General features: G+C 70.9%; 18 protein-coding genes and 2 riboswitches. Of the genes, 10 read left to right on the top strand and 8 right to left on the bottom strand.

Annotated features, from left to right (window positions below; translation table 11 throughout):
- The first annotated feature begins 17 nt into the window (after window positions 1-17).
- Window positions 18-605, top strand: a complete 588-nt coding sequence (locus ACP4E5_RS43160) for a GNAT family N-acetyltransferase (protein ID WP_425839755.1) — start codon at window positions 18-20, stop codon at window positions 603-605.
- 229 nt (window positions 606-834) lie between these two features.
- On the opposite strand, the gene ACP4E5_RS43155 is transcribed toward ACP4E5_RS43160, so the two are convergent.
- A complete protein-coding gene (locus ACP4E5_RS43155) occupies window positions 835-1,893 on the bottom strand; it encodes an aldo/keto reductase (protein ID WP_425839752.1) in 1,059 nt (352 codons plus the stop codon).
- A 67-nt stretch (window positions 1,894-1,960) separates the two neighbouring features.
- On the opposite strand from ACP4E5_RS43155, the gene ACP4E5_RS43150 reads away from it, so the two are divergent.
- A complete protein-coding gene (locus tag ACP4E5_RS43150; protein WP_425839749.1) occupies window positions 1,961-2,497 on the top strand; it encodes a TetR/AcrR family transcriptional regulator in 537 nt (178 codons plus the stop codon).
- A gap of 66 nt (window positions 2,498-2,563) precedes the next feature.
- Here ACP4E5_RS43150 and ACP4E5_RS43145 read toward each other — a convergent pair whose 3' ends face one another.
- Complete coding sequence (locus tag ACP4E5_RS43145) at window positions 2,564-4,024, bottom strand: MFS transporter (RefSeq protein WP_425839746.1); 1,461 nt, start codon at window positions 4,022-4,024, stop codon at window positions 2,564-2,566.
- A 207-nt stretch (window positions 4,025-4,231) separates the two neighbouring features.
- On the opposite strand from ACP4E5_RS43145, the gene ACP4E5_RS43140 reads away from it, so the two are divergent.
- Complete coding sequence (locus ACP4E5_RS43140) at window positions 4,232-4,879, top strand: TetR/AcrR family transcriptional regulator (RefSeq protein WP_425842115.1); 648 nt, start codon at window positions 4,232-4,234, stop codon at window positions 4,877-4,879.
- Here ACP4E5_RS43140 and ACP4E5_RS43135 read toward each other — a convergent pair.
- Both ACP4E5_RS43135 and ACP4E5_RS43130 read right to left on the bottom strand, forming a co-directional pair.
- The gene (locus ACP4E5_RS43135; RefSeq protein ID WP_425839743.1) at window positions 4,876-6,717 is read right to left on the bottom strand and encodes a serine/threonine-protein kinase; all 1,842 of its coding nucleotides are present in this window, start codon (window positions 6,715-6,717) and stop codon (window positions 4,876-4,878) included. The two genes, ACP4E5_RS43140 and ACP4E5_RS43135, sit on opposite strands and share 4 nt — an antisense overlap.
- Window positions 6,718-6,949: 232 nt before the next feature.
- The gene (locus ACP4E5_RS43130) at window positions 6,950-7,939 is read right to left on the bottom strand and encodes a helix-turn-helix transcriptional regulator (protein ID WP_425839740.1); all 990 of its coding nucleotides are present in this window, start codon (window positions 7,937-7,939) and stop codon (window positions 6,950-6,952) included.
- A 93-nt stretch (window positions 7,940-8,032) separates the two neighbouring features.
- Here ACP4E5_RS43130 and ACP4E5_RS43125 point away from each other — a divergent pair, with 93 nt between their 5' ends.
- Together ACP4E5_RS43125 and ACP4E5_RS43120 are read left to right on the top strand one after the other, a co-directional pair.
- Window positions 8,033-8,431 carry a VOC family protein gene (locus tag ACP4E5_RS43125; RefSeq protein WP_425839737.1) on the top strand — a complete coding sequence of 133 codons (399 nt, stop codon included), beginning with the start codon at window positions 8,033-8,035 and terminating at the stop codon, window positions 8,429-8,431.
- A gap of 39 nt (window positions 8,432-8,470) precedes the next feature.
- A complete protein-coding gene (locus ACP4E5_RS43120) occupies window positions 8,471-8,764 on the top strand; it encodes a hypothetical protein (protein ID WP_425839734.1) in 294 nt (97 codons plus the stop codon).
- A gap of 222 nt (window positions 8,765-8,986) precedes the next feature.
- On the opposite strand, the gene ACP4E5_RS43115 is transcribed toward ACP4E5_RS43120, so the two are convergent.
- The 3 genes from ACP4E5_RS43115 to ACP4E5_RS43105 all read right to left on the bottom strand — a co-directional run bounded on the left by ACP4E5_RS43115 (window position 8,987) and on the right by ACP4E5_RS43105 (window position 11,084).
- On the bottom strand, window positions 8,987-10,171 hold the full coding sequence (locus ACP4E5_RS43115) for an amidohydrolase family protein (RefSeq protein ID WP_425839731.1): 1,185 nt from the start codon (window positions 10,169-10,171) through the stop codon (window positions 8,987-8,989).
- Between the two features lie 116 nt (window positions 10,172-10,287).
- Window positions 10,288-10,962, bottom strand: a complete 675-nt coding sequence (locus tag ACP4E5_RS43110; RefSeq protein WP_425839728.1) for a (2Fe-2S)-binding protein — start codon at window positions 10,960-10,962, stop codon at window positions 10,288-10,290.
- Window positions 10,959-11,084, bottom strand: a complete 126-nt coding sequence (locus tag ACP4E5_RS43105) for a hypothetical protein (protein ID WP_425839726.1) — start codon at window positions 11,082-11,084, stop codon at window positions 10,959-10,961. The genes ACP4E5_RS43110 and ACP4E5_RS43105 overlap by 4 nt, the downstream gene beginning before the upstream one ends.
- Before the next feature lie 61 nt (window positions 11,085-11,145).
- A riboswitch (cobalamin riboswitch) is annotated at window positions 11,146-11,268 on the bottom strand.
- A 141-nt stretch (window positions 11,269-11,409) separates the two neighbouring features.
- A riboswitch (cobalamin riboswitch) is annotated at window positions 11,410-11,551 on the top strand.
- Window positions 11,552-11,581: 30 nt separating this feature from the next.
- On the opposite strand from ACP4E5_RS43105, the gene ACP4E5_RS43100 reads away from it, so the two are divergent.
- From ACP4E5_RS43100 to ACP4E5_RS43080, 5 genes are all read left to right on the top strand, one after another.
- Window positions 11,582-12,658: an ABC transporter substrate-binding protein gene (locus ACP4E5_RS43100; RefSeq protein ID WP_425839723.1), complete on the top strand. Its 1,077-nt coding sequence runs from the start codon at window positions 11,582-11,584 to the stop codon at window positions 12,656-12,658.
- Between the two features lie 86 nt (window positions 12,659-12,744).
- Window positions 12,745-13,797, top strand: coding sequence for a FecCD family ABC transporter permease (locus ACP4E5_RS43095; RefSeq protein WP_425842113.1), 1,053 nt, complete (start codon window positions 12,745-12,747; stop codon window positions 13,795-13,797).
- Window positions 13,794-14,585, top strand: coding sequence for an ABC transporter ATP-binding protein (locus tag ACP4E5_RS43090; protein ID WP_425839720.1), 792 nt, complete (start codon window positions 13,794-13,796; stop codon window positions 14,583-14,585). Before ACP4E5_RS43095 ends, ACP4E5_RS43090 begins: the two co-directional genes overlap by 4 nt.
- A 94-nt stretch (window positions 14,586-14,679) precedes the next feature.
- On the top strand, window positions 14,680-15,114 hold the full coding sequence (locus ACP4E5_RS43085; RefSeq protein ID WP_425839717.1) for a hypothetical protein: 435 nt from the start codon (window positions 14,680-14,682) through the stop codon (window positions 15,112-15,114).
- 70 nt (window positions 15,115-15,184) lie between these two features.
- Window positions 15,185-15,664 (top strand): hypothetical protein, encoded by a 480-nt coding sequence (locus ACP4E5_RS43080; RefSeq protein ID WP_425839715.1) that lies wholly within the window; start codon window positions 15,185-15,187, stop codon window positions 15,662-15,664.
- Between the two features lie 65 nt (window positions 15,665-15,729).
- On the opposite strand, the gene ACP4E5_RS43075 is transcribed toward ACP4E5_RS43080, so the two are convergent.
- A complete protein-coding gene (locus ACP4E5_RS43075) occupies window positions 15,730-16,593 on the bottom strand; it encodes an alpha/beta fold hydrolase (protein ID WP_425839713.1) in 864 nt (287 codons plus the stop codon).
- Window positions 16,594-16,702: the final 109 nt, after the last annotated feature.

Below are 16,702 nucleotides of genomic sequence, written 5' to 3'. Positions count from 1 at the left end.
GTCGAAGAGGGAAACACATGAAGCAGACGAAGCAGACGGAACCACACGAGTCCCTCGCGTCCTTCGCACTGGAGCGCATGGACGGGGAAGCGGCGGTGCAGGCCGCGAGCGCCTTCAAGCTGATCTACGCCGAGGCGTTCGCCGGTCCCCCGTACGACGAGTCCGAGGACGACGTCGACGCCGCCTTCCGCCGCTTCCCCGCGCAGGCCGGCAAACGCGGCTTCCGTGCCGTCCTGGCCCGGACCGGGGACGGCGAGCCGGTCGGCATGGGGTACGGCCACCTCCTCGGACCCGACACGGTGTGGTGGGACGAACTGACCGTGCCCGTGCCCGAGGACATGCGGCGCGAGGACGGCCGGCGCACCTTCGGGCTCATGGAACTCGCGGTGCGCGGCACATGGCGCGGGCGCGGTTTCGCACGGCGTCTGCACACGACGCTGCTCGACGGCATCGACGCCGAGCGGGTACTCCTGAACGTCCACCCTGCGAGCGGGGCGGCACCGACCGCCTACCGTTCGTGGGGCTACCGCAAAATCGGCCAGGCCCGGCCCGGAGGCCAGGCGGCCGTGGCCCTCCATGACGTGATGCTGCTCGACCTGCGCTGAAGCGGGTCGCGCTGACGGCCGGCGTCTCGTGCAGGTCGGCCTCGTCACGCATCCGCTCAATACGCGGACCGCCGCATCGAGTTCTCGCCCTGACCGCACGTGTCCCACCGTTCCTCCAGCGCCTCCGGAACGGCAACGGGCTGTGAAGCCGTCCGTTCTGGTGGTGCGAGGGACCGCCTGAGGTGACGGCAGTCGCGGATCCGGAACCCGTGGCCGACCGGCCGACGTTTCAGGCCACCGGGACCAGTGGGGCGTCGAGGAGGCTGCGGTCGCCGTCGATGCCGTGGGACAGTGCGGCGGCCACGGACTCGTGCGGGGCGCCGAGCCGGATCGCGCTGACCTCGTCCAGCTTCTGGTAGTGGTGCGGGGCGAGTTCGACGTTCAGGGCGTCGAGGTAGCCCGCCAGGTGGGCCGGGGTGCGGGGTCCCACGATGGGGATCAGCGAGGTGTGGGCGCGCGCCGCGCGCTGCCGCAGCCAGGCCAGTGCGACCTGGACCGGGCCGGTGCCCAGCTCCTCGGCCACGGCGAGGACGGCGTCGAGCGCGGCGGTGCGCTGGGCACCGTCCTCGCCTGCCGTCCCGTCGGCCGCGGCCCGCGCGCTGAGCCGACCCCGCTCGCCGTGCCGGTACTTCCCCGTCAACAGGCCGCCGGCCAGCGGGGAGTAGAGGACGACGCCAAGACCGTGCGCCTCGGCCATCGGGAGGAGTTCGCGCTCCGCGGAGCGTTCGGCCAGACTGTACTCGGTCTGGATGCCGACCAGCGGCACGCGTCCGCTCAGCTCCGACCGGACGGCGGCGCCCGCCACCCGCCAGGCCGGGAAGTTCGACAGTCCGCCGTGACGGATCTTGCCCGCCCGGATCAGGTCCTCGAAGGCGGCCAGGATCTCCGGCAGCGGCGTCACGCCGTCGGGGAGGTGCGGCATGAAGACATCGACGTAGTCGGTCCCGAGTCGCCGCAGGCTCTCCTCCAGGGACCGGATCATGGTCTTGCGGCTGTTGCCCGTGGTGCCGGGGCGGACCTGGGCGCTCCTGGTTCCGCTGTATTTGGTGATCACGACGTAGTCGTCGCGCTCGCGGCCCAGCAGTTCACCGAGGACGGTCTCGGCCTCACCGTTCTGGTAGATGTTCGAGACGTCGAAGGTGGTGCCGCCGGCCGCCACGAACGACTCGAAGATCTTCCCGGCCCCCTCCCGGCCGGCCGCGGTCGGGGCCGAGCCGAAGTTGGCCGTGCCCAGGACAAACTCCGACACCCGCAGGCCGCTGTGTCGTCCGAACGTCTGGTAGCGCATGGGAGCCTCCTCGCATTCTGCGGTACGGTCGACGACACTAACACGTAAAACGAATGGTCATTCTCTTATGCCGAAGGTCAGCCAGGCCCATCTCGACGCCCGCCGCCAGCAGATCATCGACGCCGCCCGCGCCCGCTTCGCCGCGCACGGCTTCGCGCGGACGTCCATGCCGGACATCGTCAAGGCCTCCGGGCTCTCCACCGGCGCGATCTACCGGTATTTCAAGAGCAAGGACGAGATCGTCGCCGCGATCTGCGAACAGTCGAGCCAGGCGTTCCCCGCGGACCTGACCTCCGCGTCCATCCAGAACTTCCTCGAGCACATCCGCACGCTGGCGCGCGAGGAGGGCCACGCCCGGCTGGTCGCGCAGATCTACGCCGAGGCCGCCGTCTCGCCGAGCCTGGCCGCGCTCGTCCACCGTCAACTCGAGGAACTGCGCGCGGCGGTCGCAGCCTTGCTTCCCGGCCACAAACCTGCGCACGCGGCCCGGGTCGCCGAGGCGTTCGTCGCCCTCTGCCAGGGATACAGCCAACAACTCGCCGTACGGGAAGACGTCGATCCCGCGCCCTTCACGGAGGCTCTGGTCGCGATCACGGAGTCGTAGGCCGTCTACCTGGTGGACGATCCCAGGCTCCGCGGCGCCGATCCGACAAGGGTCGGCGCCCGCCCGTCAGGCCGGCTCTTCGGTGGAGTGCGAGTTGGTGAGGGTGAGCGCACCGCCCGCCGCGATCAGGCCGACGAGCACGGCGAGCACGGCGTAGGTGATGCGCTCGCCGTGGAAGAAGGACTGCACCAGGTCGCTGCTCCAGACGCCCGCGGGCAGCTGGGTGGTGACCAGTGCGGCGATCAGGGTGCCGACGACGGCGGTGCCGACGCTGGTTCCGACCTCCTGGGCGGTGTCGTTGAGCGCGGTGCCGATCGAGGTGCGGTTGGCCGGCATCGCCTCGACCAGGGCGATGGCGCAGATGGTCATGACCGTGCGCAGCCCGATGGTCATCACGACCATGCAGACCGCGATGACGGCGTACCCGTGGTCGACGCCCCAGGCGAGGCCGGCCAGCGCCACGGCCAGGCAGGCCGCGCCGACGAGGCAGGCGACGCGGTGGCCGAACCTCTTGGCGAGCCACTCCGAGAGAGGGGTCGCCACGATCATGGTCACGATGAGCGGCAGGTTCGCCAGGCCGGCCCGCACGGGGCTCCACCCGTAGGCGTACTGGAAGTGGAGGATCAGCCCGAACATCACGCCGGCCATCGCGATGGACGTGCCGATCTGGGCGAGGACGGCGCCGCGCACGGTGCCGTTCGAGAAGATCTTCAGATCCAGCATGGGGGCCTTGCTGCGGTGCTCGTGCCACACGAACGCGAGGCCCGCGGCCACGGCGCCCAGGACCGAGGCGAGCGTGGCCGCCGAGAGCCAGCCGTGCTCGACGCCGCTGGTCAGCGCGTAGCAGGCCAGGCCGATGGTCAGCACGCTCAGGATGGCGCCCGGCAGGTCGAGCTTGTCGTCGGTGAGGTCCTCGCGCCGGTCGGGCGCGACGCCGAGCCGCACGCCGATGGCCGCGATCAGCGCGATCGGCGCGTTGATCAGCAGGAGCCACTGCCAGCTCACGTGGGCCAGCGCGGTGCCGCCGAGCAGTGGGCCGAGGATGAACCCGGACATGCCGACGACGATCATCAGGGTCATCGCGCGCATCCGCAGCGCCTGGTCGTCGAACAGGCGGAAGACGAGCGAGTTGGTGATGGGGGCCATGGCCGCGGCGGCGACGCCGAGTCCGGCCCGCAGCGCGATGAGCTGCCCGGTGGAGTCGACGGCGACGACGGCCAGGCTCAACGCGCCGAAGGCGGCGAGACCGACCAGCAGGACGCGGCGGCGTCCGAGGCGGTCGGCCATGGAGCCCGCCGTGAGCAGCAGGCCGCCGAACGTCAGCGAGTAGGCGCCGGTGACCCATTGCAGGGCGGTCGTCCCGCTGCCGAGGTCGCGGCCGATGGTGGGCAGCGCGATCGAGAGCAGCGTGTTGTCGACCATCTCGACGAAGAAGGCCAGGCAGAGCGCGGCCAGCGGGATCCACGCCGCGCGCAGTGATCCGTAGGTACGGGTGGAAACGGGCCCGGTGTCAGTGGTGGCAGTCATGACCGGCCTCCTTTCTGAGGAGCGAACACCGTCGAGCATCGAACGGCATTCGGTAATGGAACATGGTTCGATGTTCGAACGTGGTTCCACAATAGAACCACGTTCGATCGGGAGGCAAGTTGTGCTTGGATGGATGTCATGACACCCCCGCCGACCCGCTCCGCCTCCGCGTCGACCCCTCGGGGGCGCCGACGCGCCTCGCACTCGATGGAGGCCGTGCTCAACGCGGCCGTGGCCCTGCTCGACGAGGCGGGGGGATCCGCGCTGACATTCCGCGCCCTCGCCGCCCGGCTCGGCACGGGCGTCGGCACGATCTACTGGTACGTCCAGAACAAGGACGAGCTCCTGGACCGCGCAACCGATCACGCGATCGGCGGGGTCCTGGCCGTCGTGGAGGAGCGTCCGGACAGCGACGACCCCATCGCCGACCTCCGCGCGATGGCCATCACCTTGTTCGACGCGATCGTGGACCGGCCGTGGCTGTCCGCGTACTTCATGCGCAACACCGACGTCCAGGGCAACTCGCTGCGGCTGTACGAGAGGATCGGCCGGCAGACACTGCGCCTCGACCTCACCCCGCGGCAGCGGTTCCACGCCGCTTCGGCGATCACGGGTGTGGTGGTCGGCACGGCGGCCGATCTGGGGATGGAGCTTCCCGAGCGGCTGCTGGACGGTGGGGTGGACCGGGACGAGTACCTCGACCGCTTCGCCGAGACATGGCGGTCCCTCGACGCCGAGGAGTTCCCGTTCGTGCGGCAGATCGCCGACGAGTTCGCCGGGCACGACGACCGGGACCAGTTTCTCGCCGCGCTGGACCTGACGCTGGCGGGACTACGCCTCCAGTCCGGAACCTAATCTCGCTCGTACGCGATCCCTTGAGGGTTGGACGAGTCGTACACGCGGGTCAAGGTGGAGTTCTTCACGGTGAACGTGGATGCCGCCACCGGGTTGCAGGAGCTGCCGGAGTGGGCGGGGTCCACCGTTCCCGATGTCACGTAGATGGGGCTCCCGTTGGCGCCCACCGAGTCGAGCCGTGCCGTGTACTCGCAGTGGCCCATGCCGGGGACGTCCCAGAGGTAGCGCACCGCGCTCTGGCCCACGGACGCTCGGGAGATCGTGAGTTTCTGCGGCACGTTGCCGTAGCTGGTGCCGTATCCGCTGACGGCCCAGGCCCCGACGAAGCCCGAGGGCACAGCGCTGGACGACGAGCCGCCGGTGTTCCTGGACCCGGCGGAGCCCCCGGAGGAGCCGGAACCGCCCGAGCTGCCGGCGCCGCTCCGTCCCGACGCCTCGCCCGAGTCCTGCCCGCCGGTGCGAGCCGTGCCGGCGGTGTCCGGTACCGCCGCTGCGCCACCGTCCCCGCCCTTGCCCTTGCTCTTGTCGGACGAAGCGCGCTCGCCCTTGGCGGGTGACGGGCTGGGGGAAGGAGCCGGGGAGCCGTGCCGCGGTTTCGCAGGCGCGTGGCTGGTGTGCGGGGCGGACGCCCAGGGGATGCCGCCGAAGCCGGGGGTCAGGACCATGGCCGTGCCGCCCCCGACCACGACCACCGGCACCACGACAAAGGCCACGAGCCGGGAACGTTTGTGCGGGCGCCCCGGCTCGTCCTCCTTGCCGCCGCGTTTCCGCGTGGCAGAGGCGGAGTCGGGGCGCAGCAGTGGGGGCGGCCGGTCCACGTTCTCCGGTGCGGGGGTCTCGGGTTTCGGCTCCAGGTCGAGGAGTTGGGCCGCCCGGCGTGCGAGGAGGGAGCTCACCGCGTGCGGCAGATACTGCTCACCCGCCGTGGGGCGTGGCCTGTTCGGCTCCGCCAGCAGGTCGTCGACGTCCGGTCGGGCGCTCATGTCCTTGGTCAGACAGTGCGTGATCAGCGTGAGCAGCGCCTCGTCCTGTACGCCGCCGAGTTTCGGCTCTTCATGGACCACGCTGTAGGAGATGGCGGCCCCGCTCGTCTTCCCGTGCCCGAACGGGAGCCGGCCGGTCGCCGCGTAGGCGAGCACGCACCCCAGGGCGAACACGTCGCTGCGCGGCCCGGAGTCTTCGTCGAGGATCTGCTCGGGCGCCATGAAGCCGGGTGAACCGACGACCAGGCCAGCACTTGTCAGCGGGGTCTCGGCGAGGGTGTCGACGGCGCGGGCGATGCCGAAGTCGATGACGCGGACGCCGTCCTCGGTGAGCATCACGTTCGACGGTTTGAGGTCGCGGTGCACGATGCGGGCCGCGTGGATGTCCTTCAGGGCGCGCAGCATCCCGTCCGCGAGCGCGAACACCGAGGCGGCGGGCAGTGGACCGGCCAGGCGTACCACCTGCTCGAGCGAGAGCCCGGCGACGTAACCGGTCGCGACCCAAGGGCACTCGGCGTCCGGGTCGGAGCCGAGTACCGGGGCGGTGTGACGATCGTCGACGCGGCTCGCGGCGACGATCTCGCGGCGGAAGCGGGCCCGGAAGTTCTCGTCGCCGGCGTACTCGTCGTGCACGACCTTCACGGCGACCGTGCGCCCGCTCTCGGCGCGGGCGACGTACACCTTGCCGAAGCCGCCTGCGCCGAGGCGGCCCAGCAGCCGGTACGGTCCGATCCGCGGGGGGTCCGCCGGCTTCAGCGGCTTGATGCGACTTTCCGCGGAATCCGCCCGTGCGTTCCGCGGCCGTCCACCATCGTTCACGGCTCCCTCACCGCTGTGGACCGGTTCGCCACCCATGCATCCCCCTGATCTCGCGACGGCCGCGCGTAGCGCCCGCGGGGTACCGGCCCCGCGGAACGTGCGCCATCCCACATTGGGTAGCAACGCTATCCAATCCCTCCGCACGCAACACCCGAACGCCGAAAAGGTCCGGCTCGAATCGCGCGCGGGCTCCCGTACGGCTGACGTCGAAGACCTACGTAGCCCGTTCATCGTCGGAGGACGGCAGGGCCCGACGGAAGCAGCTCGGTCAGGCTCGGCGGGCGTAGGACGTGAGGCGATCGGCGAACTCGGTGACGAGGTTGCGCAGCTCTTCGGGGCGCTCTACAACGAACGGCCGGTCAAGTGAGGCGAGCACCGCAGGCAACCAGTCGAGCCGCTCCGCCCGCATCTCGACACGCAGCCAGCGCTCGGTGGCCGGATCCTGGCCCGCCGGCGGCTCGGGCTCTTCCAAGCTCGCGACACTGGCGGGAAGGCGGGCGCGGATCTGCTCAACGGTCCCGTGGACCCGCAAGGTCACCTCGTGCCGGTACTCGGCCGTGGCGAACCCCGACAGCACGCGCTGTGCCGGATCGGGGCCCTCGGGCGCTTCGAACGACCCGGGCAGGGTCCGCGCGTCCACGATGCGGTCGAGCCGGAAGGTTCGCTCCTCGCCGATCCGGGCGTCCTCGCCCGTGACATACCACCGGCCCGCATGGGAGACGATCCCGTACGCGTGCAGTGTGCGTTCGCTGGGGCGTCCGACGCGGTCGGTGTAGCGGATCGAGACCGGTCGCCGGTGGCGCACCGCATCGGCGAGGGTGAGCAGGACCTCGGCGTCCGGGGTGTCGAACTCGCCGGCCCTGTCCGTGAAAGCGAGAGCCTCCAGGAATGTGTCGAGGCGGCGGGCCATGTGCTTGGGCAGTACCCGCCGGATCTTCGCCGAGGCCGTCTCGTTCGCCGTGTACTGCGCCGTCGTCGGTCCCGCGCGGCGGCCGGCGACCAGGCCGAGCAGTACGGCCAGCGCCTCGTCCTCGCTGAGCATGAGCGGAGGAAGACGGTAGCCGGGACCCAGCCGGTACCCGCCGTAGCGTCCGCGCACCGATTCCACGGGCACGTCCAGGTCGATCAGCTGGTTCACGTACCGCCGCACGGTGCGGCCTTCGACGCCGAGCCGGTCGGCGAGTTCGGCCACCGTCCGGGTGCCGCCCGACTGCAACAGTTCCAGGAGGGTCAGCACGCGGCCAGTGGGTCGAGGCATGTTCGCACCCTAACGCGAATACAGGACCGATTCTGTCCCCTATTTCTCCTAGCCTGCGACGTGCACGCCTCCAGCACAGCCAAGGAGATCTCCATGGACTTCGTCTCGATCCGCATCATCACCGGCGACGTCGCGCGCCTCGTCGAGTTCTACGAGCGGGCCACGGGCGCACGGGCCAGGTGGGCCACCGAGGACTTCGCCGAACTCAGCACCGGGGGTGCCACGCTGGCGATCGCCGGCACCCGCACTGTCCCGTTGTTCGCCCCGGGCTCTGCCCGCCCGGCGGACAACCACAGCGTGATCACCGAGTTCCTCGTCGACGACGTGGACCGCGTTCACCAGAACCTCACCGGCTTCGTCACCGACTTCGTCAGTGGGCCCACGACGATGCCGTGGGGCAACCGGTCGCTGTTGTTCCGCGACCCCGACGGCAACCTCGTCAACTTCTTCACCCCCGCCACCCCGGCGGCCATCGAAAAGTTCGCCCTCTGACGCCCTTCGAGTCCGCCCCGGCGCTCGTAGGATGCCGGGGTGCCGAGACCGATACCGAACAGCCGCCGCGCCTGGATCGCCACGTGGGCGGTGCTGTGCGCGACCGGCCTCGCTGCCACCTATGGGCTCAACAGATCCTCGGAACCCGAGGCGCCGCCCGAGAAGCCCGTCAGTGCCCAGTGCGCCGAGCTGATCAGGAGCATCGAGGGGCAGTTGGCCAAGAACCAGCGGGAAGGCAAGAAGGGCGGAGTGGTGGCGTTCTCGCGCATCCGGAATCCCGGCGAGGACGACTGCGACGACGCACTCCACGACCATTTCGGCGGTGAGTGGTGACCCGCCGCGCCTGGCTCTGGCTCGCCTCATCGGCGGTGCTGGTTGTCGTTCTCGCTGCCGCCGGGTTGACCGTCGCCCTGGTCGCCCCATCGGAACCGGAACCGGAGCCGGCGCCTACGCGTGTGTACTCCTCCTGCCTGGCGGCGGACACCCGGCCGCCGGCGGAGGACGACGACCCGTGCGACCCCGAGAACTGACCAACTCACCTTCATCGGCGGCGCGTTACCGTACGGGTTCGTGGCGGCTGCCCGCCGCGATCACGGTCTCCACGGACTGCAGTGCCCCGAGGTCCGTGAGCGGGTCGCCGTCCACCACGAGGACGTCCGCGGTGTAGCCGGGGGTGAGTTGTCCGGTCGTCTCGTCCAGGCCCAGCGCGCGAGCCGCCTCCGTCGTGGCCATCGCGAGGACGCGGTCGTTGGGCAGGCCCAGGTGCTCGTAGAACGTGAGACCGGCGGGCAGGCCGTCGAACCCGGCGCGCTGGACGCCCGCGTCGGTGCCCGCGATCAGCCGCGCGCCGGCCTCGGCCATCCGACGTACCGCGTCGAACATGGCCTCGGCGCGCTCGGCGCCGAAGAACTTCGGCAGCATCCGCCAGTGCGGACCGACCGTGGGGCACACGTAAATGTTCCGCTCGATGATCTGGGCGAGCACGTCCTCGCGGACCTCGAATCCGTCGGCCGTCATCCACGTGCAGTGCTCGATGGTGTCGACGCCCGCCGCGACCGCCGCGGTGATGCCGTCCGCGCCGTGCGCGTGCGCGGCGACCGGCAGCCCGGCGCGGTGCGCCTCGTCGACGAGCGCCGCCAACTCCTCGTCGGAAAACTGGGATTCCCAGCTCTCGGCACCCTCCTTGGTGAGCCCGCCGCCGGTCGCCATGACCTTGATGACCTGGGCGCCGCCCTCCGCGTTGCGCCGGACCAGCTGCCGGACCTCGTCGGGTCCGGAGACCTCACCGCCGAGGAACCAGCAATGGCCACCGGGCGGGGTGACGGGCGTCGCCGCCGGGACGACGCGCGGACCGACGGCTGAGCCCTCCTTGATGTCCTGGGCGAGCCGTACGGCGAGGCCGTTGCGGTCGCCGAGGTCGCGGGCCGTCGTGACACCGGCGCTGAGCAACTGCCGCGCCCGACCGGCCATCGCGGCGAACAGCGCCTCGTCATCCTGCTCCTGGAGCGTGGCGACGGGGTCCGGTCCCGCGTCGAAGCACAGGTGCACGTGGGCGTCGATCAGGCCCGGGAGCACGGTCCCGGAAGGGAAGTCGAGCCGCGGCTCGTCGGGGTGTGCCTGGCGCTCGACCTCTGCGCGCGGGCCTACGCGGGCGATGACACCTCCGCGTACGAGGACGGCCGCGTCGGCGACTGCGTGACGATCAGGTCCGGCCAGGACTTGCGCGGCGGTGATCAGCATGAGGCGCGGCTCTCTTTCGCGTGCGGTGGACGTCGGTTGCTGGAACGCAGCACATCAGAAAGAGCGAGGAGCTCTCGGCTGCACGCGCCACCCGGCGCCGCTGTGTCTTGTCATCGTCAGCGCACCAGACAGCAGTCCCCGCACATGCCGCCGTTGGGGGCCCGGTAGAACAGGCAGCAGCTACGGCGCCGGAATGTCAGATCCGGGCCGGTGATCCGGCCCGTGTCCCGCAACCGGCCGGTCTCCAGCAACTCCCGTGTCAGGCGCGTGAGTTCCGTCCGCAAGTCGGGCCGGGATCTCAGGAGTTGAGCCGCCGATCCGACGAGTGCGGACGCGGAGTTGCCGGCCAGGAGGCGCGGCGCCACCTTGACGGTGAGGCCGTTCTCGACCCGCTCCAGGACGCCGTCGACCTCCGCGTGGATGGCCTCGGCGAGGGACGGGAGTTCCGCCGCGCGTCGTCCCTCGGGGCGGGGGAGGCGGAGGGCCGAGCCGTCCCCGGACCACTCCACCGTGCGCATCGTCGGCACGATCCCGTGGACGAGCGCGCAGGCGAGGACCGGTGACCAGAGGCGGGCCGCGAGTCCCAGGTGTGCGATGGAGACGCCGATGCGGGGTTCGGCTGTCGCGTAGCGGTCGTTGACCGTCCGGGCTCGTTCGGCGAGACCGGCGCGGGTGAGCGGTGCGTCGGGAAGCCGCCGCGTCGCGGTGGTGTCGAGGGCGAAGAATCCGCCGAGTCGCGACGCCACGTCGTGCAACGCCTCGGTGACGTGTTCCGACGGCACCTCGTTCATGAGGTCCTGACCCGTCGCGGCGCGTCGGCGCGGCACACGACCACGTGGCGGGGAACTGCCTGGTCCGTGACGGTGACGGTGACGGTGACGGGGGCCAGTATTTCGGCGAGGCGTTCAGCCATGCCGCATCCTCCCTCTCGCCGGGGAGTTCCGCCCCGGATCGCTTCGAGGAGGCGACGGCGTGAGTCTCCTGGCTCTCGGGTCCGCGCTCGTCCCGGCCTTCCCGCCCCGCGGGGCAGTGGCTCTTCCGGGATCCGCTCGCCGATCACAGTGGCGGTACCGCACCGGATTCGCACCGGTTTCCTCGGGCCGCCGTCGCCCGTGTTCACGGACATCATGCCATCGCGTCGCCGCCCGGGCCGCGTGGGGCGGAGTGGGCCGCGTGGGCCGCGTGGCCAACTCCCCTGAACGCCACCCCACTTTGCCTCGCCTTTGCCTTTTGCCCTTCACTGCGTACTATCGCCAGGTCATCGCCGCGACGGGAGACAGGAAGCCGGTGCGAATCCGGCACGGTCCCGCCACTGTGACCGGGCAGCGCGAGTCAGCGCTGCCCGGGAGTCAGGTCACTGACCCGTCGCGGGCCCATTCCGAGGAGCGCGGACTCCGCAGGAGGCTTCACGTGTACGACGGTCCGAACCGTCCCCATGCCCTCTCACTCCCCCATGCCCTGCCACGACCCCGTGCGCGACGGCGGCGCCTCGTCGTGCGCGTCGCCGCCGTCGTCGCCGCGCTGTCGACGACGACGGTGCTCGCCGCCGGCTGCGGCCCGTCCGGGCCGGCCTCCGAGCACGCCGACGGCCCGCAGTCGTCGATCACAAAGGGCTTCCCTGTCACCATCGACGACTGCGGCGTCAAGACGACGTACGACAAGCCGCCGTCCCGCGTGGTGACCATCCATCAGCATCCGGCGGAACTCATGCTCGCCCTCGGCCTGAAGGACCGCATGGTCGGCACGTCGTTCCCCGACTCCGCCGTCCTGCCGAGCCTGCGCAAGGACTACGAGTCCGTTCCCCAACTGGCCGCGCGAGCACCCTCGTTCGAGAAGGTCCTCGAATCCGAACCCGACTTCGTCTACGGCGGCTACTCCAGCGCGTTCGACGAGAAGGAGGGCCGCTCGCGCAAGGCGTTCGCCGACGCGGGCATCGACACGTACCTCAACCGCGAGTACTGCGGCGAGAAGAACGTGACCATGCGGGACACCTACGCCGAGATACGTGCCATCGGCAAGATCTTCGGGGTCTCCGACCGCGCCGACGCCCTCGTGTCCGACCTGCGCGCACGGGTCGCCGAGGCGAACGCCGCCGTGCGGGGCGAGCCGGCCGTCCCCGTGTTCGTGTACGACAGCGGCGACAAGTCCGCCTTCACCGCCGGCGGCAAGGGCCTCGGCACGCAGCTCATCCACCAGGCGGGCGGTCGCAATGTCTTCGCCGATCTGGACGACGTGTTCGGCGACGTCTCCTGGGAGCAGGTGGTCGCCCGCAGGCCGGAGGTCATCGCGATCTACGACTACGCGGGCGACAAGAGCGTCGAGCAGAAGAAGCGGTACCTGCTCGCGCAGCCCGCGCTCGCGGACGTCCCGGCCATCAAGCACGAGCGGTTCGTGGTGCTGCCGTTGACCGCGACGTTGGTCGGGGTCCGGTCCGCGTACGCGGTGGAGGGCCTGGCGCGCGGGCTGCACCCGGAGAGCTTCAAGTGAGGGCGCCCGTGGTGGCCGACGAGCAAGCGACGGACGTGCGGCGGCGACGCCCGGGACAGGGAGCGCGCCCAGGACAGGGGGCTCTCCTGGGACAGGGAGCGCGCCTGACCGCCACACTCACCCTGCTCACCGCCCTGCTCCTCGTCTCCCTCACCGCCGGGCTCGCCATCGGCTCGGTGCGTGTGCCGCCCGGTGAGGTGTGGGGCATCGTCACGCACGCGCTCGGCGCCGACTGGTGGGGGGACGCGGACTGGTCGCGGGCGCGGGAGACGATCGTGCTGAACGTGCGGGCGCCACGTGTGCTGCTGGGCGCGATGACCGGGGCGGGGCTCGCGGTCGTCGGCACCGCGCTCCAGGCCCTGGTGCGCAACCCGCTCGCCGAGCCGTACCTCCTCGGTGTCTCCTCCGGTGCCTCGCTCGGCGCGGTCGCGGTCATCGTGTTCGGCATCGGCGTGTTCGGGGCGATGTCGCTGTCGGCGGCCGCGTTCGCGGGGGCACTCGGCGCGCTCGTGCTCGTCTACGCCACCGCGCGTACGGGCGGACGCATCACGTCCGGCCGGCTGATCCTTTCCGGTGTGGCGGTCGCGTCGATTCTCAGCGCGCTGCTCAATCTGCTGCTGCTCACCACGGACAGCGGCAACGAGGCGCGCACGGTCCTCGCCTGGACGTTGGGCGGTCTGGGCGGGGTGTCCTGGAGCTCACTGTGGCTGCCGGGGCTCGCCCTGCTCCTGGGGGTCGGCGTGCTCATGGTGCAGGCGCCGAACCTGAACCTGCTGCTCGCGGGCGAGGAGGCCGCCACGACGTTGGGCCTGGACGTGGCACGCTTCCGTGCGCGCATGTTCGTGCTTGTCTCGCTCGTCACCGGCGTGCTGGTCGCGGCGGCCGGGCCGATCGGTTTCGTCGGTCTGATGCTGCCGCACATCGTGCGTCTGCTCGTCGGCGGCGACCATCGGCGCGTGCTGCCGACGGCCGCGCTCGGCGGTGCGGTGTTCCTCGTGTGGGCGGACGTCGCAGCGCGGACGGTCGCCGCGCCGATGGAGGTCCCGGTCGGTGTGCTGACGGCGCTGTGCGGAGGCCCGTTCTTCCTCTGGCTGATGCGCCGGGACGCCCGGCGCACGTACGCGGGAGGCGTCGGATGACGGCGGCCGACCTCCACGTCGAGAACCTCACGCTCACCGCGGGCGTGCGACGGCTCGTCGACGACGTCTCCCTGACCGCCCGTCCCGGCGAGACGGTCGGGCTCGTCGGCCCCAACGGCAGCGGCAAGTCCACGTTGCTGCGGGCGGTCTACCGGGTGCTGCGTCCGGACGCGGGGACGGTGCGCGTGGACGGCGCCGACGCGTGGTCGCTGCCGGTGCGCCGGCTGGCCCGGACGGTGGCCGCCGTCGTGCAGGACGCGGGGGCGGACGTCGACCTGACGGTGAGCGAGGTCGTCGCGATGGGCCGCGCCCCGCACAAACGCCTCCTGGCCGGCGACACGGCCGAGGACGCCGCCCTGATCTCGACGGCACTCACCTCTGTCGACGCCGCCGACCTCGCCCACCGCCCCTTCGCCCACCTCTCCGGCGGCGAACGCCAACGCGTCCTCATCGCCCGCGCCCTGGCCCAGCAACCATCCCTCCTCGTCCTCGACGAACCCACCAACCACCTCGACATCCGCCACCAGTTGGAGATCCTCTCGGCCCTGCGCCGCCTGCCCGCAACGGTCCTGGTGGCCCTCCACGACCTCAACCTGGCGGCCCACTACTGCGACCGCCTGTACGTCCTCCGCGCGGGCGAGGTCATCGCCTCGGGCCCACCGGAAGAGGTACTCACCCCACAACTCCTCTCCGAGGTCTACGAGGTGACCGCCGAGGTCACCGTCCACCCGCGCACACGTCGGCCACAGGTGACGTATCTGCCGGAGGAGGAAGGGGCCTTTCGATAGGTCAGCCGGTACGGCACAGCTCAACCACAAAAGTTCACACATCCCCCGCAGATCAGCGATGATGCCCCGTCAGCACTTCGTCATGGGGGGAACCATGAACCGCCGCTACACCACCACCGCCGTCGGCATCCTCGCCGCCGCGGCCCTCGCGCTCACCGGCTGCACCGCCGACAACACCAACGAGGGCAAGGCCAAGTCGAGCGCCACACCGGTATCGCCCCAACCGAGCGTCGCCAAGGTGGAAGAGGGAAAGCCTGCGGGAGAGCCTCTCGTCATCCCGCCGGAACCGACGGGTGCCAAGCGCGCCACGCTGCTGCGTGCGCTCGCGGCCGCCAATCCGGCGGTCGTGAAGTACGAGGACAAGGCCATCGACGCCGCACGCAACCAGTGCGGCGCCTTCGGCGAGGGCGTAAAGCGGCCGGACCGGCTGGCCTCTCAACGCTTCACGTACAAGGACGTAACGACAACAGAGGCCCAGGGCAAGCAGATCAACGAGGCGCTCAAGGGCCTCGGGTTCTGCAAGGTCTGACGCACGACGCACGAGCCGAGCCCGGCGCCGCAGATCATCGTGACCGCGACGCCCTGGAGAAAGGATCGTCTTGATCCTCCTCATACCGGTGGTGTTTCTCGCTGCCGTTGTACTGGTCCTGTTCCTACTGTTCCGGAGCCTCGGAGTCGCCCTGCCAGGCGACGCGCGCTGGTCCGGACATGGATGGCGCCGTCCGGTCGCGGCCGCCGCCTTCGCCTGCGCGGCCGCGACCACGGCCGCGTACTCATGGGGAGCCATGGGGCTGATGTCGACCGTGGCGGTGGCTCAGGACGGCGGGGCGGACTCGGCACCGTTTCCGTACAACCACCCATGCAGGGAGCAGTTGAAAGGGGCGGTGGACTATGACGTCCAGTTCCTCACCCTGCGCACCGTGTGCGTGATGGACGACGGAACGCGCAGAGCGGTGGATGACGTGCCGCAGGGCGTTCGGGCAACGGCCGCAGGATCGGCGGCCTCGGCCGCCGTATTGGCGGGGATCCTGTTGGCCACCGGGGCCTCGCGCGCACGCCCGTCCGTCCCCAACCAATAGCGGGCGTGGGCCTCGACGAGGTGACAAGCCTCAATCGCGCTGTCGCCCCGTAGGCGCTCCCCCCTTCACACGCGTGGCAAGAAGGCGGCGATCTCCGCCGCCACTGCGTCCGGGACCAGGGACGGAGCGAAGTGCATCTGGCCGGGGAACGTCCGGTACGTGACCTGGGGCAGCGCGGTCGCGAGTCGGTCGAGGGTCGACGGCATCGGTTCCCAGGTGTCGGCGCCCCGCATCAGCAGGGTCGGGACGGTGACATCGGACCAGCGTTCCACGTCCGACGAATCGGCGATCAACGATTCGAGGTCGCGGCTCCAGCCGGACGCCTCATCGGGTTCGGCATTCGGTTCGGTGTCTGGGTCGGTGTCTGGATCGGTGTCGTCCGGGTCGCCGGCGTCCATCATGTCCAGGAGTGCGGCAGGGATGCGGGCCACCTTCTCGGCCAGTAGCCGGTCGGCGCACCGCTGGTCGCCCTTCGCGGTCAGTTCCTGGAACTCCGCGAGTACGGGCGCCAGTTCGTCCCCCACCGCGTACAACGGCGGCTCCCACAGCACCAGCGAGCGAACCGGAAGGTCGGCCGCCGCCGCGTGCAGGGCGACGTTGGCGCCGTAGGACACGCCGGCCAGGTGCACGGGGCGGCCGATCATCGTGATGAGTGCCTCGAGGTCCGCCACTTCGTCGGCGAAGCGCTTGGGTGAGCGGCCCGGGCCGCTCGGGGCGTAGCCGCGACGGGCGGGCGTCCACAACTCGTAGCGGTCGGCGAGGAGTTCGGCCACCGGTTCCCAGGAGTGCAGTCCACCGCCGGAGCCGTGGACCATGACGATCGGTGGGCCGGAACCGAACCGCCGGTAGGCGAGGGGCGTCCCGTCGGTGGAATCAATTGATGCGACCGGCCCGAAGCCGGACTCGGGTGGCGCGAACTCGCTCGGCATGCGTGGACCGTCGCACGACCCGCCCGGAACGGTCCACCCAATTTCGCCGCTCCCGGCGAGCACCAGAAGCCCGATCATCCTTCAGGGCCCGCGGCCGGGCGTCGGACGC

The sequence above is a fragment of the Streptomyces fractus genome (genome assembly GCF_049844455.1).
Lineage (GTDB): Bacteria > Actinomycetota > Actinomycetes > Streptomycetales > Streptomycetaceae > Streptomyces > Streptomyces fractus.
This window is presented reverse-complemented; position numbering and strand designations above follow the sequence as displayed.